The sequence below is a fragment of the Humidesulfovibrio mexicanus genome (assembly GCF_900188225.1).
GTDB lineage: Bacteria > Desulfobacterota > Desulfovibrionia > Desulfovibrionales > Desulfovibrionaceae > Humidesulfovibrio > Humidesulfovibrio mexicanus.
The window spans coordinates 71,647-96,251 of sequence record NZ_FZOC01000006.1; the positions used below are offsets into that span (position 1 = coordinate 71,647).

Genomic DNA, 24,605 nt, shown 5'->3' on the forward strand with positions numbered 1-24,605 from the left:
AGGGCCGGAGGGCCTCAGGCCCCGGCGCTCCACAGCCCGGCCAGGGCCTCGCGCTCGGCCAACAGAATGTCCAGGTAGTCCAGCTCAAGGGCCAGCAGCTCGGCGTCCCCGGCCCGCAGCCATTCCGACAGCCAGCCCAGCCGCGTGAACAGCGCGAAGAGCGGCAAAAGCCGCAGCTCCGGCTCCGGGATCCCCCCCTGGCGCAGGCCGCGCACCAAGCCCAGGGCAAAGCCGCGCCCCAGGCCGGAGGGATGCTCGAAACCCGCGCAGCCGAGCGCGTTGGCCGCATCGTAGAGCCTGGGCCGCGCGCCCGCGAACTCCCAGTCGATGAGTCCGTGGACCGGGCGGGCCCCTTCCCGCCCCCAAATGACGTTCAGCGGGTGCAAATCGCCGTGGGCCAGGGCTGCGGGCATGGCCTCCACGGCCTGCTCCAGGGCGTCCAGGGCCTGTTGGACGGCGGCCAGGCGCGGGGCCAGGTCCGGCGCGTGGACGAGAATCTTGCGGAAAAAATCGTCGCGGAAGGCGGACAGGCTGGACTGCGGTGCCAGGGGCAGCGCGGGCAGGGCCGCCCCGGCGCGCTGCAGGGCCAGAATGCAGCCCGCCAGCGCCGCGCCGCGCCAGGCGTGGTCCAGGTAGCCGGGCTGGGGCAGGGCAGGGCCGGACACAAAGGGCGAAAGCATCCAGCACCCGGCCAGGGCTTCCCCTGCCAAGTCCTCCACGGGCAGGCGCAGCACGAAGCGCTCGCCACCGGGCTGACTGCCGGGCTCAACGCCAGTCCGACCGTCGGCCCCGCTCCCCGGCCCACATTCCGGTCCTGCCCCGCCGACAGGCAGATACGCCGGGATGACCCCGTCCAGGCCCGGCTCCCGCGCCAGGGTCCGCAAGAGCGCGCCCAGCCGCTCGCGCCGGGGCGCGGCCTCCGGGCGGATGCGCTCCAGCATCCAGGGGCGGCCCTGGGCGTCGGCCAGGGCGAAGCGCTCAATGCAGCGTTGCGGGCTGCCAGGCAGGGAGTGTTCCGGGGCCGGGCGGCCGGGCTCTAGGCCGAAGCGCGGCAGCAGCTCCAAGAGACGGTGGGGCATGAATGCTCCGGCAAATGCCCGGCGCACCGCCCAAGGCAGGACGGCGCGCCGGGGGACGGCTGTTTCGGGTTAGGCCGGGACCAGCTCCTTGCGGGCCTTGCGGGCGGCCTGGACCATGTTGTCCAGGCTGGCCATGGTCTCGGGCCAGGCGCGGGTCTTGAGCCCGCAGTCCGGGTTCACCCACAGGCGCTCCACGGGAATGACCGCAGCGGCGCGCCGGAGCAGGTCCAGCATCTCGTCGGCGCCGGGCACGCGCGGGCTGTGGATGTCCCACACGCCGGGGCCGATCTCGTTGGGGTACTGGAAGCGGCGGAAGGCGTCCAGCAGCTCCATGCGGCTGCGGCTGGCCTCGATGCTGATCACGTCGGCGTCCAGGGCGGCGATCCATTCCACGATGTCGTTGAACTCGCAGTAGCACATGTGGGTGTGGATCTGCGTCTCGGGCGCGGCCGCGCCCACGGCCAGGCGGAAGGCGTCCACGGCCCAGCGCAGGTAGGCGTCGTGCTCGCGCGTGCGCAGGGGCAGGCCCTCGCGCAGGGCGGGCTCGTCGATCTGGATGACGCGGATGCCCGCGGCCTCCAGGTCGGCCACCTCGTCGCGCAGGGCCAGGGCGATCTGGCGGCAAGTCTCGGCGCGGGGCTGATCGTCGCGCACGAAGCTCCAGCACAGAATGGTCACCGGGCCGGTGAGCATCCCCTTCATGGGCTTGTCCGTCAGCGACTGGGCGAAGCGCGCCCAGGCAACGGTCATGGGCGCGGGGCGGCTCACGTCGCCAAAGATCACCGGCGGTTTGACGCAGCGCGAGCCGTAGCTTTGCACCCAGCCGTTCTGCGTGAAGCAGAAGCCGGAGAGCCGCTCGCCGAAGTGCTCCACCATGTCGTTGCGCTCGGGCTCGCCGTGCACCAGCACGTCCAGGCCCAGCCCTTCCTGCCGGGCCACAACGTCGCGAATGGCCTCGCGCATGGCCTCCTCATAGGCCTGGAGGGGAAGCTCGCCGCGCTTGAATCTGGCGCGCGCCTGGCGCAGTTCTCTGGTTTGCGGGAAGGAGCCGATGGTGGTGGTGGGCAAAAGCGGCAGGCCCAGCCGTTGCCTCTGGAGCGCGGCCCGCTCGGGATACGGCAGGGCGCGGAAGAGCATCTCCGGCGTGGCCGCGGCCATGCGCCGCCGCACCTCCGGGTCTTGCAGGCGCGGACTTGCCGCGCGCCCGGCCTGGGCCCGTGCGTTCTCGGCCAGCCAATCCGCGCAGGACGCCTTGCCGCTGTGTTCCAGCCCGGCGGCGCAATCCGCCAGTCTGCGCAACTCCTCGCACTTCTGCAAGGCGAAGGCCATCCAGCCCCGCAGCTCCGGGTCGAGCAAGGTCTCGTCGCCCAGGTCCAGGGGACAATGCAGCAGCGAACACGAAGGCGCGACCAGGACGCGCTCCACACCCAGGCGCTCCACCGCGCGGGAGAGCAGGGCCAGGGCCTTGCGCGCGTCCACCCGCCACACGTTGCGGCCGTCCACCACGCCAAGGGACAGGCTGGTTCCGGGGGCGAGGTGGGCGAACACGCCGTCCAGCTGCTCCGGCGCGCGCACCAGGTCCAGGTGCAGGGCGTCCAGCTCAAGGCCGGAAACCACATCCACATTCTGGGCCATGGAGCCGAAGCAGGTGGTGAGCATGAACCGGGCCGGCCTGGCCGCCCTGGCCAGGGTTTCGATGGCCGTGCGGAAGCGCCGGGGCAGGGCCTGGGGCAAGTCCAGCGCCAGCACGGGCTCGTCCAGCTGTATCCACTCTGCCGCGCCGCGTTTGGGGTCGGCCAGGGCCTGGACAAGTTCGACATAGGCTTGGGTGAGTTCGGGCAGAAGCTCAAAGCGGTCAAAGTCCGGGCCGACGGACTTGGCCAAGTGCAGGAAGGTGCAGGGGCCGGGCAGAACCACCTTGGCCCGCAGGCCCGCATCGTGCGCCTCGGCCAACTGCTCCAGCAGGCCGGAGGCGTCGGGCCGGAAGACCTGGCCGCGCTCCAGCTCCGGCACAAGGTAGTGGTAGTTGGTGTCGAACCACTTGGTCATCTCCAGTGCGGCCACGCCCTCGCCGCCGCGCGCCATGCGGAAAAAGGCGTCGAGGTCGTCCGGCATGGGCGGCTGCCCGTCCTGGCGGAAGCGCTGCGGCGCGACGCCAAGGCGCACGGTCATATCCAACATGTGGTCGTAGAGGGAGAAATCGCCCACGGGCACGATGTCGACGCCCGCCTGAACCTGTGCGGTCCAGTGGCGCAGGCGCAGGCTTCTGGCGGTCTCAAGCAGGGCGGCGCGGCTCGATGTGCCTGCCCAGAACGCCTCCAGCGCGGTTTTGAGTTCACGGGCCCTGCCCATGCGGGGAAAGCCCAGGGTGTGCGTCAGCATGAAGCTACCTCCGGTGGTCGCGGTTGTGCCAGGACCGGGGGACAAGGACGCAGAAACCGCATGGGGGTGCGGGAGGACGCGCCGGGAGACCCGGCGTCGTGGGGGGCTTGAAAGCCCGTGCCTCTCTGGCCCAGTCGCGGGGCCTGCGGCTTTGTCCTGCTTCGAGGCGTCTTCTGGCTTCCGGGCGGGGGCACGTTCCCCCTGCCGTGGTGGCCGCATCCTTCCCAGGTCCTTGGACCCAGTGGGCACAGCCGGCATGTTTCCCGGTCACAGCAGCGCGTCTGCGACGGATTTGCACCGTCTTCCGTTTCTCGAAGGGCGTCTGGCGATTTTCGAGCAGATTGCTGGCTATCCCGGAGCGCGGCGCACTGTCAAGACGCCGGTCGGGGTCAGTCGCCCGCGCCGGAAGGCCGGGGCAGCCCCCAGCCGCGCTTGTAGGCCAGCAAGCGCAAGCCCAGCCCGGAGGCGAAGACGCCAACCAGAGCGGCGGGCGTCAACAGCCGCAAGGCGTTCAAACCGAACACCGCCGCGCCCACCAGCAGGGCCACGCTGCCGTAGAAGCCGCCGCGCAGCACCTCGGGCACTTCGTTCACCAGCAGGTCGCGCAGAATGCCGCCGCCAACCGCGGTAAGCAGGGCCAGGGCCAAAACGCCGAAAAAGGGCGCGTCCGCCTCCACCCCGGCCAGGGCCCCGGAAAGGGCGAAGGCCGAAAGGCCCACGGCGTCGCTGACCACGAAGCCGGTGCGGCGCTCCAGCCGGGGCAGGCGGTGCAGCCGCAGAGCCAGGGCCAGCAGCGCCACGCCGCCCGCCACAAGAAACGGCTCGGCCTGGCGCACCAGGGCCACGGGCTGTCCCAGGAGCACATCGCGCATGGCCCCGCCGCCGCTGGCGGTAAGCAGGGAAAGGATGAACACGCCCATGAGGTCGAGCTTCTTGCGCACCCCGGCCAAAAAGCCGGACAGGGCGAAGGCCGCGCCGCCCGCCAGGGACGCGGCTCGCAGGGCCGGAGTCAGGATGTCGATGTCCACGGCCCGGCTCCTCCTTCCGGAAGCGGGGGCTCCCGGCCCCGCGCTCTTGCGCTACTTTTTGGCGGAAGCCTTCTTCCCTGTTTTTTTCGCAGAGGCCTTGGAACCCGTTTTCTTTTTTTCGGAGCTTTTCCCCGACGCTTTGGCCTTCTTCACGGACTTCGTTTTCTTGGCGGACGCACCCTTCTTTTTGGAAACCTTCGGCTCGTCGTCGCCGTCGGCTCCGCGCAGGGCGGCCTTGGCCTTCTTGCCCTTGCGCTTGGGGGCGATTTGCGGCTCCGGCTCGTCGTCCATGTCTTCCTCGTCGGTCTCCGGGGCCTTCTTGAGGGCGATCATGCCCTGCATGGCCGTGAGGTTGCGCGGAAAGATGCCCAACGAACGCAGAAACAGGGTCTGGGCCTCCTGGTTCTGGCCCTTGGCCAGCAAGGCCCAGCCCATGCCGCCCAAAGCCGCGGCGTAGGGCGTTTCCGGGTGATAGGTGCGCAGCCAGTCGAAGGACTGCAGGGCCTTGTCGTACTGGTGCTGGTGGTAGGCGCTCCAGCCCAGCTTGTCCATGAGGTGGCTCCACTTGTCCCAGGACGCCCCGGTAAGGGGCGCGCGCGGCAGCAGCCTGTCGAAGCAATTCTCGGCCAGGGCCCAGTCTCCCTGCAGGTAGGCCGTGGCCCCAAGGCCGAAGAGCGCTTCCAGGCCGCCGGGACCGCCCGCCAGAATGCGCTCGAACCCGGAACGGGCCGCGGGCAGATTCAAGGCGTACAGCTGGCTCCAGCTCAGGTCCATGGCCAGGGCCCCAAGTTCGGCATGGCGGGAAAGCAGGTCCGAAAGCTCCTGCTCATCCAAAAAGGCGGGATCGAGATTCAACCCGGCCAGGAGCTCTTCCCTGGCCTGCTCGTGCTCGCCCTGGGCCACCAGGGCGAAGGCCAGACCATAGCGCGGCCCGGCAAGCCCCTTGTCCAGGGCCACCGCGCGGCGGAAATCGCGCACGGCATCGGCCACGCGGCCTTCGTTGAGCGCGGCGAAGCCGCTGGCGCTCATGCGGTCCAGGCGCTCGTGGCGGGACTTGGGGGCCTGCTGCTGGGCGGCCACGGCCTCGCGGTCGCGGCCCTGGCGGGTGAGCAGCAGCACCAGGGCGCGCCAGTTCAGCGAATTGGTGGGATCCAGGCGCACGGCGTCGCGCAGATGGGGCTCGGCCATGTCCAAATGCCCACGCGAAAGCAGCGACAAACCGTCGCCCAGATGGGCATCGGCGTCGTCCTTGTTCACGGTGATGAGCGTCTGGAACAGCGCATGGGCCTTGTCCTCCTGCCCGGCCCAGAAGCTGGCCCAGGCCAGCGCGCGGCGTCCGGGGCGGCTATTGGGATTCTGGCGCAGGTATTCCTCAAGGTAGGGCGCTGCGGTGGTGGGGTACAGCTTGCGCGCGTAGGCCTCGCCCATCTCCAGGAACAGGTCCAGGTACTCCGGCCGCGAGCGCATGAGCTCCAGCACCTCTGGCGTGGCGGCGAAGTCCGGGCTGAGGAATATGGCTTCGGCCAAACGCTTGCTGGCCTGCTCCGCCCTGCCCTGCCGGGCCAGGGTGATGCCCATGCCGTAGGCGGCTGCGGGCAGCGTGGGATTCTGCCGACGCGCCTCGGCGAAGGCGGACAGGGCGTCGTCGTACTGCCCCAGGCGCAGCCGCGCCCAGCCCAGGCCGTTCCAGCCCGTGGTGGAGCGCTTCTCCTGGGTCACCAGGCGGAAGTATTCGGCGGCCGCGGCGTCGAACTGGGCGCGGTCGTAGAGGATGCGCGCGGCGGCCAGGCGGCTGTCCACATAGTCGGGCCGGGCGGAAAGAGCGGCGCGAAAGGCGTCGAGCGCCTTCTGGGAGTCGCCCTGGGCGAGTTCAAGGTGTCCCAGGGTGTTCAGGGCCAGGGCGTTCCTCGGCTCCGCGGCCAGCACGCGGCCCAACAGTTCCCGTGCCTGGTCCGCACGCCCGCGGGCCAGGGCGGTGGCCGCCAGCCCCACCTGCGCGCCCGTACCGCCGCCCACGGCCTTGCCCGCGCCGTGGCGGGGCGAGGCGGCGTCGGAAAAGGACTCCCAGGCGCGGTCCAGGTGTCCCAGGCGCAGGAAGCTCCAGCCCATGCCCAGCAGGCAGGCCTCGTCGCCGGGGTCCACATCGTCCAGGTAGGCGGAAAGCTTCTCCAGCGCGGCCATGTACTCGGCCTTGTGGAAGAAGGCCAAGCCCCAGTCCTTGAGCACCGGGCGCAGCACGGGATCGGCCATGACGGCGCGTTCAAGCGGGGCCGCCATGTTCGGGTCGGCGCACACCAGGCCCCGCAACGGCGCACGGGCCTCCTCGCGACGTCCCTGGGCAAGCAGCGTGCGCGCCTGGCCCAGCAACGCCTCGGAACGGTAGTGCCTGCCGCCGGTCAGCCCGGCATACAGGGCCAAGGCCGCCTCGGCCTCGCCCGCAGACTCGTGCAGGCGCGCGGCTTTGAGCCTGGCCAAATCATCGCGCGGCGCATCGCCGGGAAACGTCGAACTGCTGCGCTGCACCTCGGCCCAGGCGGCCAGGGCTCCCGCACGGTCGGAAAGCTGTGCGCGGGCGTCGCCCAGGGCCAGCAACAACTCCTTGGGCGAGCCCAGCACATCGGGACCGGGCGCGGCGGCCTCCAAAAAGGCGCGGGCCTCGCGCGGCTGGCCCCGGCCCAGGGCGATGAGCCCCAGGGCCAGCCGCGCGTCCGCCGGAACGCTCTCGCGCAGCATGTCCGGATAGGCTGGTGCGGTGCGGCTCTTGTCCAGGGCCTCGTTCAGGGCGTCCACGGCGCTCGTGGTCTCCCCGCGCGCGTAGAGCGCCCACCCCGCGCCCAGCGCGCCCACGCTGCCAAGGGCGGCATCGGCGCGAATGCGGCCGAACTGCTCCTCGGCCTCGGGCAGCAGGTTCATGCGCAGCAGGGCGAAGCCCAACACCGCGCGCGCGTGGGCGGACTCGCCGCCCTGGGACTCGAAAGACGCGGAAGGCGCGAGGGACTCCGGGGCGTTCGTCTCGCCGACGGGCGACTGCTCGGGCAGGGCGGCGCGCAGCACCTTCGCCGCCTCGGCGTAGCGGCCCTGGCGGTAGAGGTCCAGCCCCTCCACATAGGGCGACCCCGCCCAGGCCGGGACAGGCGCGGCCACAAACGCCGCGGCGGTCGCGACAAAAAGCAGGACAGGGACGATGGCGGCGAATACGGCGGACACGCGGGCGCGCATGAAGGCTCCTTGACAAGGGGGACTCGCCCGCGTTGCAGGGCGGCCAGGGCGCGACTATGCCCCAAGGCGAAGGCTTTCGTCCACCCTCTTGCGCCGCCGGGAAGGGGCTATTCCGGGTGTTTGGGTTCGGCCCCGCCGGAAGGGGCTGCCGGGCCGGAAGGTCCGAAGGGCTCGGCATCGCGCCGGACGCCCCCGCGCGACAAGGACTCCTCAAGGCTTTTGTTCAGCCGTGCCAGGGCTTGGCGCGAGGCCTCCCAGGCCTCGTTGAAGGACTGCTTCAAGGCCGCGCGCGGCGATTTCCCCGGGCGTTCGGCGTCTTGCGGCGCGGCGCCCGCGCCGTCCTGGCCCAACCGGTCGGCGCGGCGCCCGGCCTCGTCCATGGACTGCCGCAAGGCGCGAAGGTCCTCGGCAAGGCGGGCCCGCTCCTCGGCCGACTCGCGCTCCATGCGCTCCACACGGGCGCGCAGTTCGGCCAGTTCGGCATCGCGCGCGGAAGCGCCCTGCCCGGAGCAGGCGGCCAGCAGCGGCAAGGCCCACAGGGCGCACCAAACGGCGGGGCGGCGCATGGCTACAGCTTGGACAGGTCCAGGTCGCGGCGAAAATCGCCGGGAACTTCCTTCACCAAGGCCTGCCCGGCGATGGCCCTGCTGCCGTCGAAGGCCAGCGTGGGCCCGCCGTGGAGCTGCCAGCCGTTGTTCAGGGCCTCGCTTACGCGGATGCTGAAGAAGGAGTCGTCCGGGCCGGTAAGATAGCGGTACAGCTTCATGCGGACCTCGCTCAGGGGGTTTTCTTGCGCACGGGCGCGCGCGCCACGATCTTGTCGTAGTACACCTGCTCGGCCTCCAAAAAGACCGGTCTGCGGCGGCTTTCGTTGAGCTTCGTCACCAGCAGGTTCAGGCGCTGCATCTGGCGGTAGCGCTGGGCCTCGTCGTCCATGGCGGAGAGCAATTCCAGCGCGGTGTTGATCTCGCGCTCGGCCTCCAACTCCGGGGGCAGGCAGCCCGCGTTTTTGAGCACCCGCCAGGCCATCTTGAGCTCCGGCGGCACGTGGGCGTCGTCGTCCAGGTCCAGTGTCTTTCCACGACCGGGCAGGTCGTCGAACGCGCCCTGTTCCTGCGCCGCGCGAATGCGTTCCTCGGCGATCTGTTCGATGAAGGCCAGCGACAGGCTCATGGATTGATGGTGCTTCGGCCGTGGCGGAAAGTCAACCGTCGGCCGGGGCGCGTTTTTCCCTCTCCCGCCCCCTTTACAGCGGCGCAGGCGTGATTATGTGAAAGGTGTAAGGGGCGATGCGCCCCAGGCGATATGACAATCTAAACAGGAGGGAGGCGAAACCGGTGTGCAAAGCAAAAAACATCTGGCGGATTGAGCCGCCCCTCGCACAAAACGAATAGTGCGCCGCAACAAAAAGCTTCGAGGTCCAGACCATAACGGACCGGAGCCCGCCGGGTGAACCGGCAGCGGCGCACAACTCATTTTCCGCCCCCCGGCGTCAATCCCGCAGTTCAAGGAGCTTTCGATCCCCCCATGGCACCCTGGCATGTCGCCCTCATCATGGGCCTCGTGGAAGGCCTGACCGAATTCCTTCCCGTCTCCAGCACCGGCCACCTCATCCTGGCCGGGCACCTCATGAACTTCACCGGCCCCAAGGCCGAAAGCTTCGAGATCGCCATCCAGCTGGGGGCCATCCTCTCCGTGGCGGTGCTCTACCGCGACCGCTTCGCCGGGCTCCTCAAAAGCAGTCCGGCGCGGAACTTCTCCGGCCTGCGGGGCGTGCTCCTGCTCTTTTTGACCTCCCTGCCCGCCCTGGTGCTGGGCTTTTTCGCCCACAAGGCCATCAAGGCGCACCTTTTCGGGCCGCGCACCGTGGCCCTGGCCTTCGTGGTCGGCGCATTGCTGATGATGCTGGCCGAGCGCCTGGCCGCACGCACAAGCCGCGCGCGCCGCGTGGGCGGGCTGGACTCCCTCGACCCCGGCCTGGCCCTTGGCGTGGGTTTTTTCCAGTGCCTGTCGCTGTGGCCGGGCTTCTCGCGCTCCGGGGCCACCATCATGGGCGGAATGCTGCTCGGCGTGGACCGCAGGACCGCGGCCGAATACTCGTTTCTGGCGGCGGTGCCGGTCATGTGCGCGGCCGTGGGCTACGATCTGCTGAAAAGCTGGCGGCTGTTCGAAAACGGAGACCTGGGCTTTCTGGCCGTGGGCTTCGTGGTGTCCTTCATCTCGGCCATCGTGGCGGTGAAGGGCTTCATCGGGCTGGTGTCGCGCATGACGCTCGTTCCCTTCGCCCTGTACCGGCTGGCCCTGGCGCCGCTGGTATGGTATTTCTGGCCTGCCTGAATTGGATCCATCATCGCATTCGGACTGGGAGTCAGCAATGAACAACACGAATCGCCCGTTCTCCATGCGGATATTTCTGGCGGATGGCGACCCGGAAGGACTTAAAATAGTAGAAAAGTCCAACAGAACTGGGGCTGCCGTTGTTTTCTCTCGGGCCAATTTCCTGGATGCGGCCAAGCGGCGCCCCGAGTTCCAGCAAACCGGTGTTTATATTCTTGTCGGTCCGTCCGAAAAGAGTCACCTTCCAATAATATACATTGGGGAAGGAGATCCTGTTAAGCCGAGGCTTAACGACCACTATGCAAAGAAAGACTTTTGGACGTGGGGCGTCTTTTTTATCGCTAAAGACAATTCCTTGAATAAAGCTCATGTAAGATATCTTGAAAGTCGACTTATTGATATGGCCCAAGAGGCAAAACAAGCGACACTGGACAACACCAATTCGTCGGCTTCGCCAAACCTTACTGAAGCAGAAAAAGCTGACCTCGACAGCCTTCTGCACGAGGATATTCTTAACGTCTGCCCGCTTATCGGGCTTGGCGTTTTCAAGAAGGCTGATGATCGGGGCAGATCGAAGAACGTCCTTTACGCTGAACAGGGGGCAATAACAGCATCTGGACAAGAGTCGCTGACAGGTTTCACTGTTTTTAAGGATTCCATGATGCGAAAAGAAGAGACAAATACAATTCCAGCTTCTGTTCATTCCCTTCGTCAAGACATAATCGCTGCCAGTGTCGTTATTGATTCCAGCGATTATTATACTTTCACGCGAGACTACGTTTTTCCGTCTCCAAGCAGTGCGGCAGGAGTAGTCTTGGGGCGGTCAGCCAATGGACGAACGGAGTGGAAAAACAAGGCTGGCAAGACCCTGAAAGAAATCCAAACCGAAAAAGCGCCAACCTCAGCATGAGGCGACAACGCACTGTGCGAACCGCCGCCGCCCTCCCCCCAGGGGCTTGAAATCCGCCCGCCGATCCGCTATGCTGCGCTATTCGCCGAATAGCGCGCTGAATTTGCACGCCGCTTCGGCGTTCATTCTGTGAGGAGGACTTCCCAATGACCCGCAAGGACCGCACCGAGGGCATCTACAGCCGTCGCGAGGTGCTCGACGACTCCGAGCGCCGCCAATATTACCAGCTTCAGCTCAAGGACTTGCTGTCCTACGCCTACCGCTATTCCGAGGACGTGAAAAAGCGCTTCGACCGCGCCCAGTTCAACGTGGACAAGTTCAAGGCGCTCTCCGACCTCAAGCACGTGCCCATCCTCAAGAAGAAGGAGCTCATCTTCCTGCAGAGCATGGGCCCGCGCCTGGGCGGTCTGTTGACCAAGGACCTGGGCGAGCTGCGGCGCGTGTTTTTGTCCCCCGGCCCCATCTTCGATCCCGAAGACCGCATGGACGACTACTGGGGCTGGACCGAAGGCTTCTACGCCGTGGGCTTCCGCCCCGGCGACGTGGCGCAGATCACCCTGCCCTACCACATGGCCCCGGCCGGCCTCATGTTCGAAGAGCCGCTCAAAAACCTGGGCTGCGCGGTGATCCCCGCCGGTCCCGGCAACACCAGCTCCCAGCTGGACATCATGCAGAAGCTGCGCGTCACCGGCTACATCGGCACGCCCAGCTACCTGCTGCACCTGGCCCAGAAGGCCGAGGAAATGGGCCTTTCGCTGCGCAAGGACCTGTTCCTTGAGGTGGCCTTCGTCACGGGCGAAAAATTCTCCGAGAAAATGCGCACCCAGCTGGAGAAGAAGCTCGACTGCGTCATGCGCCAGGGCTACGGCACGGCGGACGTGGGCTGCATCGGCTACGAGTGCTTCCACAAATGCGGCCTGCACCTCTCCAACCGCGCCTTCGTGGAGATCTGCCACCCGGACACCGGCATCCCGCTCAAGGACGGCGAGGTGGGCGAGATCGTGGTCACCGCCTTCAACAAGACCTACCCGCTCATCCGCCTGGCCACCGGCGACCTGGGCTACATCGACCGCGCGCCCTGCCAGTGCGGCCGCACCAGCCCGCGGCTGGGCAACATCGTGGGCCGTGTGGACACCACCGCCCGCATCAAGGGCATGTTCGTGTACCCGCACCAGGTGGAGCAGGTCATGGCCAGGTTCGAGGAAATCAAACGCTGGCAGATCGAAGTCACCAACCCCGGCGGCATCGACGAGATGGTGCTCTCCATCGAGGCGGGCGCCTTCAAGCGCGAGGACGAGCTGCTGCACACCTTCCGCGAGCGCATCAAGCTGCGCCCCACGCTCAAGATCCTGGCCCCCGGCACCCTGCCCCCGCAGATCCGGCCCATCGAGGACAAGCGCACCTGGGACTAGCCGCGCCACACGAGTTGACGCAAGAGCCGACGGGATTCGCCCGTCGGCTCTTTTTTTGGCCCGCTGCCTTGCCCCTGGGAAAAACGCTGCGGAGCGGCCTTACGCGGACTCGCCTGGCTCCATGTGGATGGTGACGCGCACCAGCTGCGGCAAACGCGTGCGCAGGGCGGCCTCCAGGGCGCTGGCGCGCTCATGCGCCTGGACGATGGGCGTGTCCGCGTCCATGCGGCAATGGAAGGAGGCGGACAGACGCGCGCCCGAACGCAGGATGCTCAAGCCGTGCATGTCGCACACGCCAGGGGTCTGCTCCACCACCTCGGCCACGGCCCGGCGCAGAATCCCGGCGCTCTCCGGATCGTCCGGCGCGGGCTCCGGGTGCGCGCCCACGGGCTCGATGTGCGTGGTGACGCGGCCCATGCCCCCCATCTCCCGCCGGATGGCGTCCTCCAGGGCGCTGACGCGTTCGTGCGCCTGGGCCAAGGTAAGGGACTCGGGCACCTCGGCGTGCAGATTCAGCACCAGCTCGCCAGACACCGTGCGCAGGTCCAAATCGTGCACGGCAAGGCCGAAGCGGCCCGCCAGCGCCTGGGCGCGTTCAAGCAGGCCCGCCGGGCCGTCCTGTCCGGGCGAAAGTTCCACCAGCACCTCCGCGCCGGGAACAACGCCCTGCGCGGCCTCGCGTGCCTGGCGCGCCACCTCGTGGGCTTCCTCCACACCAAGGCCCACGCGCACGGAAAGCAGCATGTCCACAAAGGCCTGGGGGCCGCTTTGGCGCACGCGCACCCGGCCCACGGAAAGCACCTCCGGCAGCGCGGCCACTGCCCGCCCGACGCCGTCCTGGGCGTCCTCAACCCCGGCGTCCAGCAGCACATCCACGGCCTGCCTGCCCAGGCGCAGCGAAACCCACAGCACGATGCCGCTCACGGCAAGCGCCGCCAGGGAATCCGCCCGGTTCAGCCATGGGGCCAGCGGCGAGGCCGGGTCCAGGCGTTCCGCCAGGGCCAGGGCGAGCAGCCCGGCCAGCACCACCAGCGAGGACCAGATGTCCGTGGCGAAATGCAGGCCGTCGGCCATGAGCGCCTGGCTGTTGTGCTTTTTCGCCGCTGCCAGCAACATGCGCGAGCGGGTGTAGTCCACCGCGATGGACACCAGCATGACGCCCACCGCCCAGACGCTGGCCTGTACCGGGACGGGGTGCAGCAGGCGCTCCACGGCCTCCACGGCGATCCAGGCGCAGGTGGCCAGCAGCAGCAGGGTCTCGGCCAGGGCGGAAAGGTTCTCCACCTTGCCGTGTCCGTATGGGTGCCTGTGGTCCGGCGGGCGGGCGGAAAGCCGCACCGCGTACAGGGTCATGCCGGCGGCCACCAGGTCGAGCGCGCTGTGGGCGGCCTCGGAGAGCACGCCCAGACTGCCGGAGCCGACGCCCACGACAATCTTGAGGGCCGTAAGGGCCAAGGCGGCCACCACCGAGGACAGCGCGGCGGAGTGCTTCTCGCGCTGGGCCTGGGCGTCACTCTGCAAGGCTGTGTCGCTCATGGCTTGCTCCTACGCCGGTGGACGCGGAGGCGTCAACGCGCCGGGGCGTCAACGCCGCGCTCGGCGCGCAGGGGAAAGCGCAGGGTGAACACCGCGCCGGAGTTGCTTTCCGCTGTGATCTGGCCGTGCAGCTGGTCGGCAAGGGACCAGACCAGCTGCATTCCCAGGGTGCCGCCGCACTCGGGATCGAAGTCCGGCGGCAGACCGCGCCCGTTGTCGCGCACGGTGAGGGTCGCCAGGCCATCGGCCACGCGGCCCGTCACGGTCACCATGCCCGAGACGGTCTCCGCAAAGGCGTGCTTCAACGCATTGGTCAACAGCTCGTTGCACAACAGCCCCAGGGGCACGGCCTGGTCCACGGGCAGGGAAAGCTCGTCCAGGTCCAGCTGAAAACGCACGCGCCCCGCCCCGGCCATGCCGGAAAGCACGCGGTCGGCCAGGCGTTCCAGGTAGCGGCGAAAGTCCACCTGGGCCAGGCTCTCGGACTGGTACAAATCCTCGTGCACAAGGGCCATGGACATGATGCGCGCCCGGCTCACGCTCACCAGCTCCTGCATGGCCGGATCGTCGATGTCCCTGGCCTGCAGGCTGAGCAGGCTGGAGATGATCTGCATGTTGTTCTTCACGCGGTGGTGGATCTCGCGCAGCAGCACCTCCTTTTCCCGCAGGGAGGCGAGGGTGCCGCGCTCGGCGCGCAGACGCAGAATCTCTGCCGAGGCACGCAGGGCGAACAGCCGCAAGATGGCCACAAGGGTCTCGTCGGCCCCCATGGGCTGCCTGCTCATGACGGAAAGATGCCCGATCTTCCCGCCGTGGGCGTCGAGGATGGGCACGCCGAGGTATCCCTGGATGTCCTGCCCGGCCAGGGCCGGGTTCTTCGGAAAGCGCAGCGTGGCTTCCTCTTCGATGAGCAGGAACCCGTCGCGGGGAATGTCTCGTCCGGGCGAATCGGCCAGGGGGAAATCGCCCGCGGGAACGATGGCCCCGCCCACGGCCAAGGCCAGAGGCCTGACCATGCCCGCCGGGGAGTCCAGATATTCCCCGGCGAAGGCGGCGGGCAGGTCCAGCACGGCGACCAGGCGCGCGGTAAGCGTTTCAAAGAACTCCCGCCCGGTGGCGGTCGCGGTGTCGTCCAGCAGGGAACGCAGCACGGCCTCGTTGCGCTTGCGCTCGCGGATGTCGCGGCCGGTGCCGAAGACGAGATCGCCCCCGCCAGCGCGCACCAGGCTCATGGTCAGTTCCTTGGGCACAATGGCGCCGGAGCTGTGACGGTGCCGCGTCTCCAGGGTCAGCGGACCCTGGCCGGACAAGTGCTCCAGCAATTCCCGCCAGTGTTCGGGGCGGTGGTCGGCGTCAAAGTCGAGCACGCTCCTGCCCACAAGCTCCTGGCGCTCGTAGCCAAGGCTTTTGGCCGCACGCTCGTTCACGTACACCAAATGTCCCTGCGTATCAGCCCAGAAAATCTCGTCCCCGGCCTTGTCCACGGCAAACTGGGTGCGGGCCAGGCGCTCCAGAACGGCCTCGCGCTCGGCCTCGCGCCGGGAAAGCTCCTCGCCCATGCGGTCCACTGCGCGGGCCAGCATGTCCAGTTCGTCCGGCCAGCGCGAGGCCTTGCGCCCCGGCACGACCGCGCGTGCGGAAAGGTCGCCCCTGGCGAAGCTGCCCGCCACCCCGGCCAACCGCTCAATGCGCTCGGCAAAGACCCGCCTGCCCGTGAGCCAGGCGGCGGCGGCAGCCAAGGCGACCGCCAGGGACAGGCTCACCAGGTTCCAATACAGCATGGCGCGCGCGCCCTTGCGCACCTCGCTTTCAACCAGCGTCGCCATCACATACAAATACGGCGGCTCCCCGTCCGCCAGCCGCGACCGCTGCACGAAAAACAGCCGCTGCCGACCATCGATCCCCACATCGCTGAAGGAGCCGCCCCCCGACGACAGGTGCCGCCATATGCGCTCGGTCACGGGCTCGCCCCGTGGGTAGACCCCGGGCCTGGGATCGGGGAAATGGCGGTTGAACAGCCGCAACCCCGCATGGTCGACCATGAACACCGTGGACCCCGGCGGCAGCGAGATGCCGCGCGCGGCCTCCTCGAAGACATCGAGTTTGAGCCCGGTGGACACAACGCCCGCCAGAGCGCCATCCTGGCCGAACACGGGATGCCCGCACACCAGCACGTCGTGCCCCGTGGTGCGGCTCTTGCGGTAACCGCCCACGGCGAAGAAGCGCGAGGACAGCACCCGGCCGAAGTAGGCGGAGTCGCGCAGGTTGACCGGGGTGCGCGTCCTGCTTGCCGAGGCCAGCACATCGCCCGAAAGGTTCGCAAGCACCACGTCGCTGTAAAGCGGATTGGCGGCAAGCAGTTCCCGGAACAGCGGCTCGCAGGCCCTGGCGTCCAGCCGGCGCACGGCGGGCAGCCGCGCCAGGGTGGCCAGAAACTGCCGCGCCCCGGCGGTGAGGTGCTGCTCCCGCTGGGCCAGGTCGCGGCTGATGCGCCCTGCCTCCAACTCGGCGTCGCGCAGGGCGTGCCGCTCCGCATGAAGGCCGGTGTACAGGGCCAGGCCCAGGGCGGGCAGGCTGGCCAGCACCACCAGAAACAGCAGCTTCTGGCGGATGCTCAGCATGGGCCTGTCGGCCTTGGCGGGCGTGCTCATGGCGCGTATCCCTCCATGCGCGGAGACGGAGATGGGAACAGTCCATATACACCGCAGGCGGAGAGCCCGCAAGGGAGCCCCGCCCCTTTTGTATTGAGCTTTCCCATACAAAGTGATAAAAACTCCTGATTACTTCAACTTCATCGGGCCCCCGCACGCGTTGCCCTACAATCCCAGGAGCTTCTCATGCACACTGATTCCGCCACCGGCATTCAGGTCCGCCTCATGGCCTCCACGGCGGCCCTGGCCCTCGGAGGCGCCGCGTCCTTCGCCTACGGGCTGTCCACGGACTCCTCCGTTCTGGTCCACAGCCTGCTCTTCTGCCTTACGGCCCTTGCGGCCGCATACCTGGCGTGGACCGTGCTCGCAGGGCTCATGCGGCCCCTGCTCGCCCTTCGCCGCTATGCGGACGAAATCGCTGAAGGCCGCCAGACTTCCTGCCCGGACGGCCCCATGCCTGAAGAAATGGCCGGACTGCGCAACGCCCTGCGCCGCGTGGTGCAGCACCTGGACGAAGCCGCGGCAGCCGCCCGCGAAAAAGAGGCCGAGGCGGACCGGCGTTCCGCCGAGATGGAGCGCACCCTGGCCGAAACCCGCACGGCAGAGGCCAGCGTGCGCCAGCTGCTGGAGGACATGAACGCCGCCTCGCGCAAGGCCGGTGACGCAGCCACGCGCATTTTTTCCGCCGTACGCGAGCTGAACGACAACATGGAGCAGGTGGGCCGAGACGTGGTGGTCCAGCGCGAGCGGGTGGAATCCACCACGCTGGCCATGGACCAGATGAACGAGGCCATTCTTGAAATCGCCCGCAACACCGGCAGCGCGGCCGAAAGCGCAGAGCGCTCCAAGGGCAACGCCCAGGCCGGGGCCAGCGGCGTGCGCGAGGCCGTGGGCAGCATCGCCCGCGTGAAGCAACGCATCCTGGCCCTGAAGGAGACCATGACCTCCCTTGGCGCGCAGGCCGAAGGCATCGGCCAGGTGCTGGGGGTCATCTCCGACATCGCCGACCAGACCAACCTGCTGGCGCTCAATGCCGCCATCGAGGCCGCGCGCGCGGGCGACGCCGGTCGCGGCTTCGCCGTGGTGGCCGACGAAGTGCGCAAACTGGCCGAAAAGACGCAAACCGCCACCAAGCAGGTGGGCGACTCCCTGCGCTCCATCCAGGACCGCGCGCGGGAGAACGTTGTGGCCGTGGACGAGGCTGCGGGCGACATCGTGGAGAGCTCGCGTCTGGCGGAGGATTCCGGCCGGGCCATGGAGGAGATCGTCAGCATCGTGCAGCAGACCGCCCTGGAGGTGGCCTCCATTGCCACCGCCAGCGAGGAGCAGTCCGCCACCAGCGAGGAGATCAACCGCTCCGTGGCCGAGGTGAACCAGGTGGCCCGGCAGACGGCCCAGAGCGTGGAGCACTCCACCCGCGTGGTGGTGGAAATCTCCAGCCTGGTGGAGGATCTGGACTCCGTCATCCAGGCCATGGCCAGCGGCAAGCTCGCCGGGGTGGCCTCAAGCGACCAGCTCATGACCTGGACCGACGACCTTTCCGTGGGCATCCGCCTCATCGACGAACAGCACAAGGTGCTGCTTGGGCTCATCAATGAGCTGCACGCGGCCATGCGCGCCCGCAAGTCCGACGCGGTGCTCGTGGGCGTGGTGGAGCGCCTCAAGGACTACACGGTGAAGCACTTCGGCCAGGAGGAGGAGTACTTCGACCGTTACGGCTACCCGGAGACCAAGGCCCACAAGGAGATCCACGCCAAACTCGTGCAGCAGGTGCTGGACTTCGAGGCCGGGCTCAAGAGCGGCAAGGCCAAGGTCACCATGGACATCATGCGCTTCCTCAAGGACTGGCTGGTGAAGCACATCATGGGCACGGACAAGAAGTACACCGAGTTCCTGCGTTCCAAGGGCCTGCGCTAGGCATCGCCTTGCAGGACGCCGCCCACCGCCTTCGCCATCCGGCAGATTGGCGGTGCGCTTTGTAACAGTACGCACTTCTTATAGATATTGCAAAAGGCCAGCGGGGCGACTCGCTGGCCTTTTGCTTTGCCCTGGTGCGGCGGCCCTGTGTGCAACACTCCCAGGCGCAAGCCCTTGGCTTGTCGCGCCGTGACGCCCGCTCCCACGCCAGCCCCGGGCACGGCTCCAACGCCACGGCCTGTCAACAGGGGATTCTTGTCCTTTTCCCGGTCAAAGACGGGCCATTTTTGTCCGCCACATACGGCACATGCTATATTCCATTGAAAGACCAAAGGAGGCCGGATATGGAAACAGGCAGTGCGGATCAGCGGATGTGGACCAGGCCGAGCGCGTGCGGGCCATGGGTCGCGACCCGAACACGTTTTACATCCACGCAGGAAAAAAGGACCCCAATGACCGAAGCGCCTCCCAGGGTTGCATCATCATGGAGAAAAGTGTGAGGAAATCCATCATTGAACTCCAAGGAGCGAAAATCCGTGTTGTGCGCTAGACGAATCCTGCTTGTGGCGTGGTGCACTCTGCTCGTTTGCCCAAATTCGGCTTTGGCCGGGCTTTGGGCGCACGGGTCGGAACACAAAGACCGCTGGCCTTCCAGTCCGTCTGCCTTTTACTCTGACTATGCCCTAATTGGTGGTAAACGGACCTATAGTTACAAAGATACGTTGGTTTCAGACGCGGCTTTCGACCGCATCTTCGACGAGCGGCACGACCGGTTTATCGGCTTCGGGCCGGAGGGCGACGCCACGCTTACCGTGGACGAGAGCCTGCGCGCCGATGTGGAGGCAGCTCTCGGCAGAACCACGCGCCTGAACCTGGGCGGCTACGAGGAACGCGTGCTCTGCTACGCGTCCTCCCGCCCCGGCGACGACACCGTGGCGCTGTTCACGCTCTCCAAATGCCCGGAAAACTGCCAGCGCGTGAGCGAAATCCAGATTCGCGCCAGAAAGCGCGAGGTGCGCGTGCTTTCGAAGTGCGCAAAGGTTCCGGGCGTCCATGCGGGCATCGCCACGCAGTCGGGCCTGCATCTCGGCATGACGGGCGCGGAGGTGGAGGCGGTGCTGGGCACGCCGCAGCACATCCAGAAAGGCTTGCAGGGGACCATGTGGTTCTATGCGGCGAGCGTGAGCGTGGCCATGAGCCGCGAGGAGGCTGCGCGACGGGGTTTCCCCGGCGTGGAGCATAAGCCCGTGCCCGGCACCAGCTATTGCCCGACGCCCGGCTTCGACAAATTCATCGTGCTCTGGCTGCGCGAAGGCCGCGTGAGCGCCTGGCGCGTGTGGCTGGACTGGGGGCTGTGAGCCGCTGGCACACGGACGACGGCCGCAACGGGCCGGGGCCACGCATTCCGGCGCGTCCGGCAGCAGGGGCGACCCGGCGGCCGTTTCCTGCGGCTACTGCGCCGGTGGGATCTCGGGGGACGCGGCGGCCACGTCCTGCGCCAGCCCGGCGGCCTGCGGCGCAAGCACCAGACGCTGGCGCGAAAAGGCCAGCACCGTTGCCGACAGGCAGCTGAGGTACCCCGTAAGCCCGGCGCTGAGCAGAAACCAGGGCGCCAGGACCACATTGCCCAGGGCGCGCAACAGCACGCCCCCCAGCAGTTCCATGGCCACGCCCGCTCCCAGCATGGCGAGGAACGGCAGGAACAGCGCCCAGCCGATGCGCCACATCCGGCCCCTGGTCTCGCGGAAGGCCGCGCGCAGCGGCTGTTTTTCGCGCCGCGCCACGGCCATGCTCAGGTACACGAAGCGGAAGAACACGCACAGCGACGCGCAAGCGATGGCGAGGATGCCAAGCGCCAGCATGATGCCGCGCGCTGCGGACAGCTTCTGGACATCGCCACTTCCGGTCATGGCGAAAACCAGGCCGAGGGAGAGGGCCGCGGTGGGCAGCCACACGGCGAGCCCGGCCAGCAGCCAGGACCACAGGTCGCGCAGGAAACGCCAGTCGAGCCAGAGCCTGCGGAAGGTGAGACGCGGGTCCGGAGCGCCCTGCACCAGGTCGTAAATCAAGAACTCCGCGGGGAGAAACAGGAGGCCGAAGAGGCGCGGGCTCCATACGCTGGCCTCCTCCAGGCCCTTGAGGCCGCGTGGAATCCCCAGCTCCGCAAGCGCAATGCAGACCAGGGTCGACACAAGCACAGGCACAAGCACGGTCATCCGCATGAGGGGGATGTCCCGCACGGCCTGCCAGCTGAAACGCAGGCTGTCGCGCAAAAGGCCGGGTTCATGTGGGGGCACGGCGGCTCCTGTAGTGTGGTGTTGCATATCGAATTGTGTACCATACCTGTTGCCCCCGCACCGCGTCAATGGCCATGCGGCCGCGCCAGCCGCTCTTTTCCTTTGATTTCCGCCCCCCGTGGGTATAGAGGGAGCTGGTGGTCCCATAGACTTCCCCATCACCCGCAGCTGGCGCGGAGGGCAGAGCCGTGGCGCAAATAAACGCCTTCTTCAGCATGTTGCACGAGTACGGCGGCAGCGACCTGCACCTGGCCAGCGGCTCCCAGCCGCTCTTGCGCCTGCGCGGCCAGCTCACCCGGATCAAGTACAAGGCCCTGGAGCACGAGGAGCTCAAGGCCATGCTGTACGAGATCACGCCCGAGCCCAAGATCAAGCAGTTCGAGGAGACCGGCGACGTGGACTTCGCCCACGAGCTGCCCGGCGTGGCCCGCTACCGCGTGAACTACTTCATGCAGCACCGGGGCATCTCCGCCGTGTTCCGCGAAATACCGCAGACCATCCTCACGGTGGAGCAGCTGGGCCTGCCCGACCGGCTGCGCGACCTGGCCATGCTGAACAAGGGCCTGGTGCTGGTCACCGGCCCCACCGGCAGCGGCAAGAGCACCACCCTGGCCGCCATCATCGACCACGCCAACAAGAACCGGCGCGACCACATCCTCACCATCGAGGACCCCATCGAGTTCGTGCACCAGCCGCAAGGCTGCCTGATAAACCAGCGCGAGGTGGGCCGCGACACGCACAGCTTCAAGGCCGCCCTGCGCGGGGCCCTGCGCGAGGACCCGGACATCATCCTGGTGGGCGAAATGCGCGACCTGGAGACCATCCGCCTGGCGCTGGAGGCCGCGGAGACCGGGCACCTGGTCTTCAGCACCCTGCACACGCAAAGCGCCCACAAGACCATCGACCGCATCATCGAGGTGTTCCCCGAGGACTCCCAGGCGCAGGTGCGCGCCAGCCTGGCGGAATCGCTGCGCGCGGTGGTCTCCCAAACCCTGTTCCGCCGCGTGGACAAGCCCGGCCGCGTGGCCGCCCAGGAGATCCTGATCGGCATTCCCAGCGTGCGCAACATGATCCGCGAGGCCAAGACCCACCAGCTGCCCAGCGTGCTGCAAACCGGGCGCGAGGCCGGAATGCAGACCCTGGACGACGAGATCTGCCGCCTGCTGGAGACGCGCGTCATCGCGCCGGAGGACGCCCTGGCCCAGGCCCAGAACAAGGAGAAGGTCCAGGCCGCGATAGAAAAGCTGGGAGGCGCGGCATGAGCGGCATGACCCGGCAGCAGTTCGACGGCCTCATGACCCAAGTGCTGGACCAGCACCCGGAGGTGGCCGACATCATCATCACCACGGGCAAGGCCATCCAGGCCGAGGTCCACGGCGAGCTCAAGGACGCCGTCACCGCGCCGGACCTGGGCAGGCTCTCCCCGCTCTTGACCAAGGCCATGGCCCTGGCCCTCATGGGCGAGAACGCGCGCCTGCAAAAGGCCCTGGCCTCCAAGGGCTCCTGCGACCTCTCCTACGCCCTGCCGGGCAAGGGCCGCTTCCGCGTGAACATCTTCAGCCAGCGCGGCAGTCTGGCCCTGGTCATGCGGCGGCTGCCCTCGCGCATTCCCAGCATGGAAGAACTGGGCCTGCCGGGGGCCTTCCGGGACATGGCCGTGGAGAAGAACGGCCTCATTCTCGTCACCGGCGGCACGGGCTCGGGCAAGTCCAACTCGCTGGCCGCGCTCATCGACCGCATCAACGAAACCCGCGCCGGGCACATCGTCACCCTGGAAGACCCGGTGGAGTTCACCCATCCGCATAAAAAAGGCACGGTGAACCAGCGCGAGCTGGGCATCGACTTCGACACCTTCGCCTCCGGCCTGCGCGCGGCCTTCCGGCAAGGGCCCAAGGTCATTCTGGTGGGCGAAATACGCGACCCCGAGACCATGGAAATTGCGCTGCAAGCGGCGGGCACCGGGCATTTGGTGCTCTCCACCCTGCACACCACGGACGCAGGCGCCACGGTGAACCGCATCCTGGGGCTCTTTTCGCCCTCCGAGGAGCGCCTGGTCCGGATGCGCCTGGCCGAGAGCCTGCGCTATGTGGTGTCGCAACGGCTTTTGCCCCGCGAGGGCGGCGGGCGCGTGGCCGCCTTCGAGGTGATGAAGAACACCCTGCGCATCAAGGAGCTCATCCTGCAGGGAGAGAGCGGCGACAAGACCTTCTACGGCGTGCTGGAACAGGGGGCCGCCTTCGGGATGCAGACCTTCGACCAGCATTTCCTGACGCTCTACGAGGCCGGGCTCGTCACCGAGGAGACGGCGCTTCTGTCCGCCAGCGACCGCTCGCGCCTGGGGCAGATGATCGACACCCTCAAAGCCCGGCGCGGCGACCAGTCCACCAGCCTGGTGCTGGAGGGCCTGGAGGAGGAGCCCGGCGCCAAGTAGACCTTGCGCTTTTTTTCCCAAATTCTTCGCCAAACAGGTTCACACCCTGCTGTTTTTGCGGTATGCAAAAACCGAAAGAAACCAGGGCGTCCTGAGGCGGGCGTCCGGCACCTTTAAACGCGCAGGAGGACCAGTCATGGCGGAGTACACGCAGCAGGACCTGCCGGTCCACATCCACACCGAGGATCTCGTCCGGCTCGACGACGGCACCACCATCCGCTACGAAACCAGCGGAGAGGCCAAGGACATCATGCTCAACGACGACTTCAACGCCGCCTGCCAGCTGTTCCCGGGCAACGAATTCATCGTCAACGCCGGCGGAAAGGACTTCCGCGTCAGCACCAGCTACGAGGAAAACTGCCTCGTGGAAGCCGTCTGACCGACACCCACTCCACGGCGGCCGCGAAAACACCGGAACGGCGGCCGCCGTTCATCCCACGCTCCCGGAGCCGCGCATGAACAAGCATCTGCTCGTCACCATCTCCGAAGACTCCAGCGCCCAGCGCGGCCTGCGCTTCGTGTGCGCCTTTTTCAAGCAAAAGGACGATGTCCGCCTGACCCTGTTCAACACCGCTCCCGCGCCTCCGGCCGTCTGGGGCGAGGAGGCCAGCTACGAGAGCCTGCGCCAGAACGAGGCCGACGCCGAGGCCATAATCCGCTCCGGCAAACGCGCCATGTCTCAGGCCAGGGAGATTTTCGTCACCGGCGGCTTCAACCCCGCCCAGGTGGATGACAAGATCGTGGCGCGCAACTTCTCCCGCATCGGCGACATCATCAAAGAAGGCGAAAGCGGCCTGTACGATGCCGTTGTCTTTGGCCGACGCGCCATGCTCAAGCTGGAGAACTTTCTGGACAAGAGCGCCAGCGAGGAGATGCTGGAGGCCAGGTTCGCCTTTCCCCTGTGGCTGTGCCGCGACGTGGACTACACGCGCCACGGGGTGCTTCTGTGCGTGGACGACTCCGAGGCCTTCCGCCGCATGGCCGACCATGTGGGCTTCATCCTGCGCGGGGAAACCGCGCACCCGGTGACCTTGCTGCGGGTGGTCAAGAAGGCAGAGGCCGACGCCCGGCCCGAAGGGCTCTTCGGCGACGCCATAGGCCTGCTGGAGGAAAACGGCTTTCCCTCGCGGCTCATCCGCACCCGGCTCGTTGTCGCGGACGACGTGCCCGAGGCCATCATGCGCGAGAGCGACGAGGGGAGATACGCCGCCGTGGCCGTGGGCCGCACAGGGATGCGCAAGGGGCCGCTGGCGCGGCTCTTCGCCACCTCGGTCACCCACGCCCTGTTCCGCAAGCTCACCGGCGCGGCCCTCTGGGTAAGCAGGTAGCGCCCAGGCGCACGAAAAAAGGCCCCACCGGAACGCTCCGACGGGGCCTTGTGTCTCTTTTTCCCACACCCGCAAGGG

Annotated in this window: 19 protein-coding genes and 1 riboswitch; of the genes, 9 read left to right on the forward strand and 10 right to left on the reverse strand. The window is 67.7% G+C overall.

The genetic code is table 11. From position 1 onward, the window contains the following. Window positions 1-14: 14 nt before the first annotated feature. The 7 genes from CHB73_RS12615 to CHB73_RS12645 form a co-directional block, all read right to left on the reverse strand. Window positions 15-1,079: a phosphotransferase gene (locus CHB73_RS12615; protein WP_089274956.1), complete on the reverse strand. Its 1,065-nt coding sequence runs from the start codon at window positions 1,077-1,079 to the stop codon at window positions 15-17. A gap of 69 nt (window positions 1,080-1,148) precedes the next feature. Next, window positions 1,149-3,461, reverse strand: coding sequence for a 5-methyltetrahydropteroyltriglutamate--homocysteine S-methyltransferase (gene metE / locus CHB73_RS12620; RefSeq protein ID WP_089274957.1), 2,313 nt, complete (start codon window positions 3,459-3,461; stop codon window positions 1,149-1,151). Between the two features lie 168 nt (window positions 3,462-3,629). Further along, window positions 3,630-3,767: riboswitch (cobalamin riboswitch) on the reverse strand. A gap of 83 nt (window positions 3,768-3,850) precedes the next feature. Next, window positions 3,851-4,489, reverse strand: coding sequence for a trimeric intracellular cation channel family protein (locus CHB73_RS12625; protein WP_089274958.1), 639 nt, complete (start codon window positions 4,487-4,489; stop codon window positions 3,851-3,853). A 51-nt stretch (window positions 4,490-4,540) separates the two neighbouring features. After that, entirely contained in the window at window positions 4,541-7,708 is a 3,168-nt protein-coding gene (locus CHB73_RS12630; protein WP_089274959.1) for a tetratricopeptide repeat protein, read from the reverse strand. Between the two features lie 107 nt (window positions 7,709-7,815). Beyond that, window positions 7,816-8,274, reverse strand: coding sequence for a hypothetical protein (locus CHB73_RS12635; protein WP_089274960.1), 459 nt, complete (start codon window positions 8,272-8,274; stop codon window positions 7,816-7,818). Window positions 8,275-8,276: 2 nt separating this feature from the next. Next, window positions 8,277-8,474: a DUF1737 domain-containing protein gene (locus CHB73_RS12640; RefSeq protein WP_089274961.1), complete on the reverse strand. Its 198-nt coding sequence runs from the start codon at window positions 8,472-8,474 to the stop codon at window positions 8,277-8,279. Between the two features lie 11 nt (window positions 8,475-8,485). After that, window positions 8,486-8,881 carry a DnaJ family domain-containing protein gene (locus CHB73_RS12645; protein ID WP_089274962.1) on the reverse strand — a complete coding sequence of 132 codons (396 nt, stop codon included), beginning with the start codon at window positions 8,879-8,881 and terminating at the stop codon, window positions 8,486-8,488. Between the two features lie 354 nt (window positions 8,882-9,235). Here CHB73_RS12645 and CHB73_RS12650 point away from each other — a divergent pair, with 354 nt between their 5' ends. The 3 genes from CHB73_RS12650 to CHB73_RS12660 all read left to right on the forward strand — a co-directional run bounded on the left by CHB73_RS12650 (window position 9,236) and on the right by CHB73_RS12660 (window position 12,367). Further along, entirely contained in the window at window positions 9,236-10,045 is an 810-nt protein-coding gene (locus CHB73_RS12650) for an undecaprenyl-diphosphate phosphatase (RefSeq protein WP_089274963.1), read from the forward strand. Between the two features lie 37 nt (window positions 10,046-10,082). Then, window positions 10,083-10,955 carry a GIY-YIG nuclease family protein gene (locus CHB73_RS12655; RefSeq protein ID WP_089274964.1) on the forward strand — a complete coding sequence of 291 codons (873 nt, stop codon included), beginning with the start codon at window positions 10,083-10,085 and terminating at the stop codon, window positions 10,953-10,955. A 146-nt stretch (window positions 10,956-11,101) separates the two neighbouring features. After that, window positions 11,102-12,367 carry a phenylacetate--CoA ligase family protein gene (locus CHB73_RS12660; protein ID WP_089274965.1) on the forward strand — a complete coding sequence of 422 codons (1,266 nt, stop codon included), beginning with the start codon at window positions 11,102-11,104 and terminating at the stop codon, window positions 12,365-12,367. A gap of 99 nt (window positions 12,368-12,466) precedes the next feature. On the opposite strand, the gene CHB73_RS12665 is transcribed toward CHB73_RS12660, so the two are convergent. Continuing rightward, window positions 12,467-13,903, reverse strand: a complete 1,437-nt coding sequence (locus tag CHB73_RS12665; protein WP_089274966.1) for a cation-efflux pump — start codon at window positions 13,901-13,903, stop codon at window positions 12,467-12,469. A 32-nt stretch (window positions 13,904-13,935) separates the two neighbouring features. Beyond that, window positions 13,936-15,486, reverse strand: coding sequence for a sensor histidine kinase (locus CHB73_RS17355; RefSeq protein ID WP_407656631.1), 1,551 nt, complete (start codon window positions 15,484-15,486; stop codon window positions 13,936-13,938). A 1,254-nt stretch (window positions 15,487-16,740) separates the two neighbouring features. Here CHB73_RS17355 and CHB73_RS12675 point away from each other — a divergent pair. Then, window positions 16,741-18,471, forward strand: coding sequence for a bacteriohemerythrin (locus CHB73_RS12675; RefSeq protein ID WP_089274968.1), 1,731 nt, complete (start codon window positions 16,741-16,743; stop codon window positions 18,469-18,471). A 722-nt stretch (window positions 18,472-19,193) separates the two neighbouring features. Further along, window positions 19,194-19,829: a hypothetical protein gene (locus CHB73_RS12680; RefSeq protein WP_089274969.1), complete on the forward strand. Its 636-nt coding sequence runs from the start codon at window positions 19,194-19,196 to the stop codon at window positions 19,827-19,829. 93 nt (window positions 19,830-19,922) lie between these two features. On the opposite strand, the gene CHB73_RS12685 is transcribed toward CHB73_RS12680, so the two are convergent. Continuing rightward, window positions 19,923-20,768 (reverse strand): hypothetical protein, encoded by an 846-nt coding sequence (locus tag CHB73_RS12685; protein WP_089274970.1) that lies wholly within the window; start codon window positions 20,766-20,768, stop codon window positions 19,923-19,925. Window positions 20,769-20,956: 188 nt separating this feature from the next. On the opposite strand from CHB73_RS12685, the gene CHB73_RS12690 reads away from it, so the two are divergent. The 4 genes from CHB73_RS12690 to CHB73_RS12705 all read left to right on the forward strand — a co-directional run bounded on the left by CHB73_RS12690 (window position 20,957) and on the right by CHB73_RS12705 (window position 24,527). Beyond that, the gene (locus CHB73_RS12690) at window positions 20,957-22,030 is read left to right on the forward strand and encodes a type IV pilus twitching motility protein PilT (protein WP_089274971.1); all 1,074 of its coding nucleotides are present in this window, start codon (window positions 20,957-20,959) and stop codon (window positions 22,028-22,030) included. Next, the gene (locus CHB73_RS12695; RefSeq protein WP_235641600.1) at window positions 22,027-23,199 is read left to right on the forward strand and encodes a type IV pilus twitching motility protein PilT; all 1,173 of its coding nucleotides are present in this window, start codon (window positions 22,027-22,029) and stop codon (window positions 23,197-23,199) included. The genes CHB73_RS12690 and CHB73_RS12695 overlap by 4 nt, the downstream gene beginning before the upstream one ends. A 136-nt stretch (window positions 23,200-23,335) precedes the next feature. After that, window positions 23,336-23,578 (forward strand): hypothetical protein, encoded by a 243-nt coding sequence (locus CHB73_RS12700; RefSeq protein ID WP_089274972.1) that lies wholly within the window; start codon window positions 23,336-23,338, stop codon window positions 23,576-23,578. Between the two features lie 76 nt (window positions 23,579-23,654). After that, on the forward strand, window positions 23,655-24,527 hold the full coding sequence (locus tag CHB73_RS12705; protein ID WP_089274973.1) for a universal stress protein: 873 nt from the start codon (window positions 23,655-23,657) through the stop codon (window positions 24,525-24,527). Window positions 24,528-24,605 lie beyond the last annotated feature (78 nt).